This window comes from Xanthomonas sp. SHU 308, assembly GCF_000364645.1.
Classification (GTDB): domain Bacteria; phylum Pseudomonadota; class Gammaproteobacteria; order Xanthomonadales; family Xanthomonadaceae; genus Xanthomonas_A; species Xanthomonas_A sontii.
In genome coordinates, this window is sequence record NZ_AQOK01000087.1 from 1 (window position 1) to 9,476 (window position 9,476).

At 64.2% G+C, this 9,476-nt stretch carries 8 protein-coding genes; 3 read left to right on the top strand and 5 right to left on the bottom strand.

The features are described 5' to 3' along the window. The 4 genes from D588_RS0103900 to D588_RS0103915 all read right to left on the bottom strand — a co-directional run. Positions 1-937, bottom strand: a 937-nt coding sequence (locus tag D588_RS0103900; protein ID WP_017915048.1) for a tryptophan halogenase family protein, incomplete at its 3' end; no start/stop codon positions are given. Between the two features lie 13 nt (positions 938-950). After that, a complete protein-coding gene (locus D588_RS0103905) occupies positions 951-1,952 on the bottom strand; it encodes a cupin-like domain-containing protein (RefSeq protein WP_017915049.1) in 1,002 nt (333 codons plus the stop codon). 20 nt (positions 1,953-1,972) lie between these two features. After that, complete coding sequence (locus tag D588_RS0103910; protein ID WP_026143348.1) at positions 1,973-2,731, bottom strand: SapC family protein; 759 nt, start codon at positions 2,729-2,731, stop codon at positions 1,973-1,975. A gap of 95 nt (positions 2,732-2,826) precedes the next feature. Further along, positions 2,827-5,958: a TonB-dependent receptor gene (locus tag D588_RS0103915; protein WP_017915050.1), complete on the bottom strand. Its 3,132-nt coding sequence runs from the start codon at positions 5,956-5,958 to the stop codon at positions 2,827-2,829. Positions 5,959-6,361: 403 nt separating this feature from the next. Between D588_RS0103915 and D588_RS0103920 the strand changes: the two genes are divergently transcribed. The 3 genes from D588_RS0103920 (at position 6,362) to D588_RS27600 (ending at position 8,363) form a co-directional block, all read left to right on the top strand. Next, positions 6,362-7,339, top strand: a complete 978-nt coding sequence (locus D588_RS0103920) for a LacI family DNA-binding transcriptional regulator (protein WP_017915051.1) — start codon at positions 6,362-6,364, stop codon at positions 7,337-7,339. A gap of 210 nt (positions 7,340-7,549) precedes the next feature. Then, positions 7,550-7,756, top strand: a complete 207-nt coding sequence (locus D588_RS0103925; protein ID WP_017915052.1) for a hypothetical protein — start codon at positions 7,550-7,552, stop codon at positions 7,754-7,756. A gap of 346 nt (positions 7,757-8,102) precedes the next feature. Beyond that, the gene (locus D588_RS27600; RefSeq protein WP_138985693.1) at positions 8,103-8,363 is read left to right on the top strand and encodes a hypothetical protein; all 261 of its coding nucleotides are present in this window, start codon (positions 8,103-8,105) and stop codon (positions 8,361-8,363) included. Between the two features lie 271 nt (positions 8,364-8,634). Here D588_RS27600 and D588_RS0103930 read toward each other — a convergent pair whose 3' ends face one another. Further along, the gene (locus D588_RS0103930) at positions 8,635-9,183 is read right to left on the bottom strand and encodes a super-infection exclusion protein B (RefSeq protein WP_017915053.1); all 549 of its coding nucleotides are present in this window, start codon (positions 9,181-9,183) and stop codon (positions 8,635-8,637) included. Between the last annotated feature and the right edge of the window lie 293 nt (positions 9,184-9,476).

The window sequence follows — 9,476 nt, forward strand, 5'->3', positions numbered from 1 at the left end:
CCAGCCACGGGTCACGCAGCGGCGGGCCGTCGACGTCGCGCAGCAGCTTGGCATGCGCCTCGTCGTCGGACATGTGCCGACTGGAGAACACCAGCCCGCAGCCGACCCGGTGCTGCAGGGCGATATGCCAACGCCACCCAGCCTCGTGCGCAATGGCACGGGTATACGGCACCGGCGGCGCGACCGCCTCGGTCTGCACCGCGACGGCGCGATCGCTGGGCAACCACTCGCGCCAGTCCTCGTAGCCGGTGTGCAGGGTCTGCTCGGTCAGCAGGCCACGGAAGCCGGTGCAGTCGATGAACAGATCGCCCTCGATCACCTGCCCGTCTTCCAGCAGCAGCGACGCGACCGAACCGTCGTGCGCATGTTGCCGCACCTCGCGGATCTGCCCTTCCACCCGGCGCAGGCCGTAGCCTTCGGCCTTCTTGCGCAGGAACTTCGCGTAGAGCGCGGCATCGAAGTGATAGGCGTAGTTGACCTGCGGCTGCGTCTCCAGCGAGAACCGGTCCGCACGCGAGGCCACGCTCTCCAGGCAGAAATCGCCCAGGTCCGACGGCATGCCGCGGCGCAGGCTGTCCAGCCAGAAATGATGGAACGGCGTGGCCCAGGTGCCCTGCCCGATCGTGCCGAACGGATGGATGAAGCGATCGCCCGGACGGCGCCAATGTTCGAACGAGATCGACAGCTTGAACGTGCCGGCCACGGCGCGCAGGAACTCCTGCTCGTCGATCTGCAAAAAGCGGTGGAAGGTGCGGATCGGCGGCACGGTCGACTCGCCGACGCCCACGGTGCCGATCTGCTCGGACTCCACCAGGGTGATGTCCAGGCGATCGCGGAACTGGTGCGCCAGCGCGCAGCCGGCCAGCCAGCCCGCGGTGCCGCCGCCGGCGATGACGAGCTTGCGGATGCGTCCGTCCGTTGTGGTGGCAAGGTTCAAGGTGATGCTCCCATCAGCGATTCAGCCGCGCCAGCAACTGCGCGCGCGTGCGGCGCGCCCGTGCCTCGTCGAACGGGGCCAGTTCGCCCCGCGCGGCCTCGGGCAGATGCTGTCCTGCGCGTTCGCCGGGGCCGAACACGTAGTAGTCGAAGAGCTTGGCCCAGGCCTGCTTCTCGCGCGCCGGCAGATCGCGCAACGCCCACATCGCGTGCTGCAACGCCGTCAGCGGCGAGGGCAGGAACGCCGGCGCACTGCGCCACCAGTAGTTCACCAGCACATTGAACGGCGCGAGGCTGCGTACGTGGTGCCACCACATGCTGGGGATGAACAGCGCATCGCCCGGCTCCAGCTCGACGTGCCGCGCGCTGGCCAGCGCATCGCGGAAACGCGGATAACGCGCGAAGTCGGGGCGGTCGACATCGACCACGCTGACCACCTGGCCGCCCGGCGTCGGCTCCAGCGGCCCCGGATACAGATTGTCGATCTGCTCGGGCGGAAACAGGGTGACGTGGCGCCGGCCCACCGCACAGCAGGCCAGGTTGTCCGGCGTGTCGAAATGACAGGACGCCGTGACCCGGTTGCCGATCCAGATGCTCGGCGGCGCATCGATGCCCTGCCCGGCCAGGCCAGCATCGTTGGCCTGCGCGAACCCCGGCAGCGCCCGCGCGATCGGCAGCGACGCGACATAGTAGGTGGGCGGCCGCGGATCCTCGAAGGTCGCGGCGATCGCGTCCAGCACCTGCGTGAGCGGTCCGCGGCGGACCTCGAAATTCAACTGGGTGAAATCGGCGTTGTAGAACGGGCGTCCTTCGATCCCGGGTTCGCCGAAGGAATACGGAACGGGCACGCCCGTCTCGAAGCTGCGCAGGTAGGCCATTGCGTCCTGCGTGGAGCGCAGCCCGGCCTGTACCAGTCCCCAATCGCGCACGATGCCGCGCAACACCACCGGCTCACCCGCCGCCACCAGGTCCTGCAGTGGCAGCGCGGTGGGCTGCACGCCCTCCAGTGTCCGCATGGCTGCGCCGTCCGGCACGTTCAGTTCCTGCCTGCCGCACCGGCGGCATCCTGCAGGCGCAGGCGTCGCTGCTTCTCGGCGATCAGGCGGCGCATGTTGTGCAGCGAGGCCAGCATCAGATACGCGCCTTCCAGATAGCCGGCGCGGTTGAGCGCGGCCAGCGCGGCGCCGTCCAGTTGGGCCAGGCGCTCACGGTCGATCGCGTGCAGGCCGTTCACGCCGACGCGGTGCTGCGCATCGAGCTGCACGTCGAGCGCCACCGGCTGGATCAAGCCGTGTGCATCGAGCGCGGCGAACATGTCCGCACCGAAGGCACTGCCCTCGTGGATGCCGCGCAGCACCTTGGCGATGTGGTCGAGATAGGGCGTGTTGCCGCCCTGCGGCAGGAATACCGGCTCGCCCTGCAGCGCCGTCACCCGCGGATGCTCCATGTCCACGTGCAGCACCGCGTCCTCGGTCAGCACGCCATCGACCCGCTGCTCCTGGAACCCGATCAGGAACGGCCCCTTGGCCGCCGCCCCGGGGAGATAGGAGGCCATCCAGCGCCGGTCCTGCAGGAACAGGTTTTCGTGCTGCTCGAACCCAAGCAGCGCCACCGACTGCCAGGCGCCGTCCGTCGGATCCTTGCGCAGGAAGATCGGATACTCCCGCTGCAGCTCGGCGTACTCGCTGGGGTAGGCCGGCACCATCCCCACCGCGTCGCCGAACTCCGGACCGAAGTCGGTGGCCACGCGCAGGTCGCGATGGGCGATGTTGTTGAGCATCTCGTAACGCGGCATGGTGATGCGCACTCCCCTCTGGAGCCCGGCACGGGGCGCCGCCGCAATCGCAGCGGCGCCCGTGGCGACATGCGAAGAGAACCTCTCCGCCTTGTTCAGAACTTGTAGCGAACGCCCAGCATATAACGCGGGCTCTGGTCGGCCAGCTTCACGATCATCTTCGAGGTGCGCGAGCGCCAGCGTACGTCCTCGCCGGTCAGGTTGATCGCCTCCAGCCCGAACGACCAGTGATCGTTCAACGTGTAGTTCACGCTGAGATCCCACTGCTCGTAGGGTTCCACATAGTACGGGTTGCGGCTGGTGCCCTGGTTGGCCAGGATCAGGTACTGGTCGCGCCAGTTCCAGGCCAGGCGCACCGACCAGCCGTACTTTTCGTACATCAGCACCGCGTTGGCGGTGTCGCTCAGGCCGGTGAGCGCGAACTGGTCGATGCCCGGGTCGCCACCGTTGTCGTAGCCGACGTCGCCCTTGACGATGGTGTAGTTGGCGAGGATGCCGAACCCGGTGTCGCCGAGGAAGTACTGCCCGCCGAGCTCCCAGCCGTGCAGCTTGGCCTGGTTCTGGTTGATCGGACGGTTGACGTTGAACTCGTACAGCGGATCGTCGGCCTCGCCGTAGAGATCGTAGGCGGCTTCGGTCGCCAGCACCTGCGCGCCAGTGCCGTTGTAGGCGGCCAGGCCGGCCGGGTTGTTGCGCAGCAGGGCCAGCGCGGTGAACAGCGAGGTGTCGTTGGCCGAGCAGGCCGCCGCATTGGCCGGGCCGACCTGGGCCAGACAGGCGCCGCTGGTGAGGAACGCCAGCGCCGACTTCGCGTCCGGACCCGAGGTGGGATCGCGCAGGCCGTACAGATTCTCCTGCACGACGGTGTTGCCGATGAAGTTGTTGACCGACTTGTTCCAGTACGTCACCGACAGATAGCTCGCATCGGCGAAGTACCACTCCAGCGCCAGGTCGAGGTTGTCGGACTCCAGCGGCTTCAGCGACGGATTCTGCGCGTTGCCGCTGGCCCGCGAGGACGGATCGATCAGCACCGAGCCGAAAGGCTGCTGCGCCCCGGGGCCGGCATACAGATTGCCGATCGGCGCGCGCGCGATGCTCTTGCCGAAGGAGACGCGGCCTTTCAGCATATCGGTGAGGTCGATGCTGAAATCCAGGTTGGGCAGGATGTAGCTGTACGTGGTCTTCTCGCTGAACGGCTGCTGCTCGTTGGACAGCACCACGCGGAAGTCGTTGTTGGACTGCCACTCGATCGCCTCTGGTGTGGCGATGATCGAGGTCGACACCACGTCGGTGGTTTCGTAGCGCACGCCGAGCCGGGTATTGGTGCGCCGACCGGCCAGCTCGCCATCCAGTTCCACCTGGAAATACGCCGAGCGGGTCTTTTCCTCCACGAAGTTGTCGGCGGCGCGCTGCGGGCTCACGCCCAGGCCGACGCCGTACTGGCTGGCCGCCCATTCCGCCAGCCGGCCCGCATCGCCGCGCCATGCCGGCCAACTCGTCCCGCCGTAGTCATGGAACAGGCCGATGATGTTGACCGGCTGCATCAGGTTCATCAGGCCGCCGGCGGTATCCCGATCGACGTTGGCCACGCCCCAGTCGCCCAGCGTGGAATACGCCTCGGCAGCCTGGATGCGGTGGGTAGTCGACTTGTTGGTGTCCACGCCGAACTGGAAGCGGCCCTGGTCGAAGCTCCATTCGCCGTCGACGCGCGCCTGCTTGATCTGGCTGATCTGGCTCTGCGAATTGACCCGCAGCACCTGCGAACCGATCTCGCCGGGCACGAAGCCCGGATTGACCACGCCATTGGCCTTGGCCGCGGCAGCGGCGTCGCTCGGATACCAGACCTGGGTGCCGATCGGCAGGCCATTGTTGAAGTTCAGCTCCTGCACCCAGGAGCCGCCGCAGTGCGGCCCGGTGGTGCAGTTGTTGGTGCCGGCGATGCTCATGAACAGCGAGCCGCCACCGGTCAGCGGATCGTTCGGACGGCTTTCGTTCTTCGAGTCGTGCGCGTCGAAGCTGAGCTTGAGCCGGTCGGTCACGTTCCACACCGCATTCAGACCGAGCGAGCCCAGCTTGTACTTCTGCATGCTGCGCTGCTGTTCCAGACCGAAATCCTTGGTGCCGGCGATCTCGCGGATGTAGGTCGGCACCGCCACCGCGCCGCTGGTATCGAACGTCACATCGGTGTAGTTGCTGTTCTGCAGCCACATGCCCTGCTCGCCACGATTCTCGGTGATCTCGTTGGTCGAGTAGGTGTAGTCCAGGGTCAGGGTCAGGCTGTCGGTGGGCGCGAACTGCAGCACCGCCTGGCCGTTGACGCGCTCGCGTTCGAACTCGGAGAACGCATAGCGCAGGTCGTTCGGGCGGGCGTACAGCGCGCCGATCTGCGGCGCATTGACCACGGTCGGATTGCCGGGCATCGAGCCCGTCCACGGCTGCACGTTCCAATAGTTCTCGGTGGCCTGCACCGAGCCGCCCTTGCGCTTCTGGTAGCTCGCGCTCACGCCGACGCCGAAGGTCTTGTCCGGATTGCTGTAGCTGAAGATGCCCGACAGTTCCGGGGTGATGTCGTTGTCGAACGGCTGGCTGCGGTCGGAGACGGCCTTGGCGCCGGCACTGGCGACGATGCCCTGGTGGTCGAACGGGCGCGCGGTCAGGATGTTGATGGTGGCGCCGATGCCGCCGCTGGGCATGTTGGCCTGGCTGGTCTTGTAGACCTCGATGCCATTGATCGCTTCGGCAGCCAACTGGGCGAAGTTGAAGGCACGGGTGCCGCCGTCGACGCCGCCGATGGCGACCTGGCCGGCAGCGCCGAACGCATCGGCGCCCGGCATCTGCCGCCCGTTGAGCGTCACCATGTTGAACTGCGGGCCGAAGCCGCGCGCGGTGACCTGCGCGCCTTCGCCATCGCGCCGCTCGATGGAGATGCCGGTGATGCGCTGCAGCGACTCGGCCAGGTTGGTATCGGGGAACTTGCCGATGTCTTCGGCACTGATGGCATCCACCACGCCCGCGGCGTCGCGCTTGATGTCCATCGCCTGGCTGAGGCTGTTGCGCAGGCCGGTGACCTGGACCGTGTCCAGCTGCGTCGGGCTGCTCTGCGCCTGTTGCTCTGCCGCCGGCGCGGGGGTCGACGCGTCCTGTGCGAATGCGGGATTGATGACAAGGACGCCACCGACGAAGGTGAACATGGCCCTGGATTTGAACTTCGCCAGCGTGCGGCTCATGGACGAGCCCCCAGGTCTGGGCTACGACGAAACATAGAAGCGCTCATGACTCTCCCCTCTGACATGCGATCGATGGATGTACCGCCCCTCCCCTAAGAGGCACGCACGGGCGATGCCCGTCTTCCACGCCGAACATCGCAGCGCGCTCTGCGGTCGCTGCGACTCAAAACTCCGTTTCAGGATTGCCAGACGACGCGCGATAAAGGCTCCCCCCGAGCCCGACTGCCGCTGATTGATAGCGCTATCATCGCGTCACGGCGCAGACTACGCACCCGGGACATCGCTTGTCATCATGCGTCGCAACAAAGGACGGCATTCCTTGAAGAACACCCCCAAAACGACGCGTCGAAGAGGGAACGCCATCACCATCGACGACGTCGCGGCGCATGCGGGCGTCTCGCCGATGACCGTCTCGCGCGTCACCCACGGTCACGCCGGCGTGCGCGAGAGCACGCGCGAGCGAGTGATGCGCAGCGTGCGCGCACTGGACTACCGGCCCAACCCGGCCGCCAGCGCGCTCGCCGCCGCGCAGCACACCTGCATCGCGTTGATCTACACCAACCCCAGCTCCAGCTATCTGCGCGAACTGCTAGTCGGCGCGCTGCGCGGTTCGACCCGCGTGGCGGCGCAACTGGTGATCGCGACCTGGGACGGACTGGGTCCGCGGGCACGCCGCGAGGCCGCACGCACGCTCTGCAGCAGCGTGGCAGGGGTGATTCTCCCCGCGCCCTTGTGCGAATCGAAAGCCATCGTCGCCGTGTTCGTCGACGCCGGCATTCCCGTCGTCTCCATTGCGTCGAGCCGGTTCAGCGACAGGCTGTCCTGCGTGCACATCGACGACCGCCGCGCCAGCCATGACATGGTCTCGCACCTGATCGCGCACGGGCATACGCGCATCGGCTACATCACCGGCGACCCGAACCAGACCGCCAGTGCGCACCGCTGGCAGGGTTACCGCGATGCCCTGGCGGATGCGGGCATCGACTACGACGCCGCGCTCGTGCAGCCGGGCGACTTCACCTATCGCGCCGGGCTCGAGGCCGCCGAGCGACTGTTGGCGTTGCGGGCACGCCCCAGTGCGATTTTCGCGAGCAACGACGACATGGCCTCGGCGGTGGTGTCGGTGGCGCATCGTCGGCGCCTGAAGGTGCCGGAGGATCTGTCGGTGGTGGGATTCGACGACACGTCGGCGTCGACGATGGTGTGGCCGGAGCTGACCACCATCCATCAGCCGGTGGCGGACATGACCGATGCGGCCATCGATCTGTTGTTGCGGGAGATCCGGCAGGCGGCTGGTTCCGAGCGCGCCTATGTCGATCATGTGGTACCGCATCGATTGGTCGCGCGTGATTCGGTCTCGCGACAACTGTTGGATCGCTAGCGTCATCGCGCAGAGTGGGGACTGGAAGGACGACGCCGAGGAATTGCTTCTTCTCACGCGTTACACACACTTGTAGAGGGGCCAGCAAGGTGCCCAGCGCCGAAGGGTGTGTCGTGCAGGACAGCGAGGGTCTGCCCGCCGACTTCCGGGACATCGAGGGGCCGGACTTGCCCAAGCTAGTCGAACGACTAAAGGAACAGGGAGACCTTAGTGACGACGAACAAAGCCTTCGACGCTTTCACGGAAGTCGAGGATGAACTGAGGGTAGAAGTCTTCCGCCAGAGCTACATCGGCGCCTTCAATAGCTGGGCGAAACTGGCCGAGCTTTTAGTTGAAGAGGTCGACCTACTCGACGGCGTCCCGGATAAAATGGTTCGTAGCTTTGATTACGATCGTACGGAAGTGATATACGTATAAGCAGCGATGCATGAAGTTCAGAGCATTACCTCTGGGAGCGCTGAAGTGCCAGATATCGCCCGAATACATCTCGCACTCGCTCCCTTGCCTTCTTAACACGCTTTTCGGCGTCCCGGAGCAACCTGTATTCGGTCTCATGGAGTGTACCGCGGGCTGCAGCAGGTGAAATCCCGGCTAACGAAGAGGCACGCGACTTGATCATCCATGCTTCTCCCTCAATTCTACTCATGAAGCGAGCGACATCGTCGTCGAAAAGAAATGGCGCCTCTATTAAGCAATCCTCAAAAGCGTCCTTTACACCTGCAGGAATATCTGTATAGGGTCTTTCCGGCCGATTCTCATTAGCATGAGCAATTATTCCGGTTCGGTGATATATCTCCGAAATCATGCAATCAAGCATCGCCACAGTCGCTTTATACACGCGCAAGCGACGGTCGTAAGAGTCGAGGCGAAGTTTGACATCATTCGTGTGCCACTGGGCAATCGCAACGGCAACGCCAAGCGCAGCGACACCAGGCCCGAGGCTCGCCTTCAAAATTTCCACTACAGCACGCACGTCAATCTGACCGCCACCAAGCATCTTCGCTCTCCAAAGCACGGCGTTTGATGCAAGAGCATACATGATTGAGAATTTAGAAACTCAGGGCTAATACTTCGTTTCGAGCACCTCGCCGATCCAGCCTCCAACACTTCCTTCTACAACAGCGACACGCGGGGCACTGTGAGCAAACGGTAGGAAAGCAACCACCACTGTGGCGTCAAGCATTTGGCGAGCGCATCCTCAACAAGGAAGACAGCCGTTAGCAATTCTTCTATGACTAGACCAGAGCGATTGCTAAGGCAGCGGATTTTCCTAGAAATAAAGAAATCGGGTGCTTTCAGAACCCCCACGGACTATCCGGCTTATCGCAGCGGTAGAAATTGGTCTCACCCAGAAGGACGTGTGGTTTTTCCCGAATTATTTTCCACGCGTAATCGCTAATGTTGTAAGCAAAGCCCTCTGTCAGCGTGCCGGTGCGAGAAGCGAGGTAGATCACGCCAATCGCTGCCAGTCCAGCTACAACGCCATCTTGATGCCGAAGGAAGTTGGAGCGCGTGTTCTTCGCGAAGTAGTATCGGAGGATCTGCTTCTCCGGCTCTGTCAGCTTCTGGAGGCGCTCAACTATCGCAGTGCGTTCTTGCTTGGTTTCCCATGCCAGCCTAAGACGCCGCCATAGCCAAAGCAGTGCCGATAACGCGGTGAGCACTGCACACACAGCAAACACCAGGCCGACCCAGCTTCTGTAGGCAACGATCCAGTCTGATAGACCAAGTTTTTTGTGGACAGTGGTGGGCAAGAATAGCGCCCCGCCGGCTAGCACCATCCCCGCGAAGAGATAGCGCGGGCCGAGCTTCAGCACGTCCGCAATGCCCTTGATCCACTCCATCTTTCGCCCCTGTCGCACCTGGGTTAATCATATAGCGCCAGGCTTTGCACCGAACGCCAACACAATACACGCATCATACAAACCACAGAACCGCAAAGCATGGCCTTCAGGGGTCGTGACTGCTTGACCACGTCATCCTACGAACTTACTGCGGGGGTGGGTGAGTGTCTGACTATAGACGTGCTAGGTCTTTTGCTGTTGCTGTTGCTCTGGCTTTTGACTTACCGGGTTCCCTTCCGAAGCGGCGAACCAGGCGGGAAAAACCCGAAGGGCGGCGTACATGGATGTACGCC

Excerpts from the sequence above, each read along its gene's own strand:
- D588_RS0103905 (WP_017915049.1), bottom strand. The coding sequence starts at position 1,952 with ATGCGGACACTGGAGGGCGTGCAGCCCACCGCGCTGCCACTGCAGGAC.
- D588_RS0103920 (WP_017915051.1), top strand. The coding sequence starts at position 6,362 with ATGACCGTCTCGCGCGTCACCCACGGTCACGCCGGCGTGCGCGAGAGC.
- D588_RS0103930 (WP_017915053.1), bottom strand. The coding sequence starts at position 9,183 with ATGGAGTGGATCAAGGGCATTGCGGACGTGCTGAAGCTCGGCCCGCGC.
- D588_RS27600 (WP_138985693.1), top strand. The coding sequence starts at position 8,103 with ATGAGCAATTATTCCGGTTCGGTGATATATCTCCGAAATCATGCAATC.
- D588_RS0103915 (WP_017915050.1), bottom strand. The coding sequence starts at position 5,958 with ATGAGCCGCACGCTGGCGAAGTTCAAATCCAGGGCCATGTTCACCTTC.
- D588_RS0103910 (WP_026143348.1), bottom strand. The coding sequence starts at position 2,731 with ATGCCGCGTTACGAGATGCTCAACAACATCGCCCATCGCGACCTGCGC.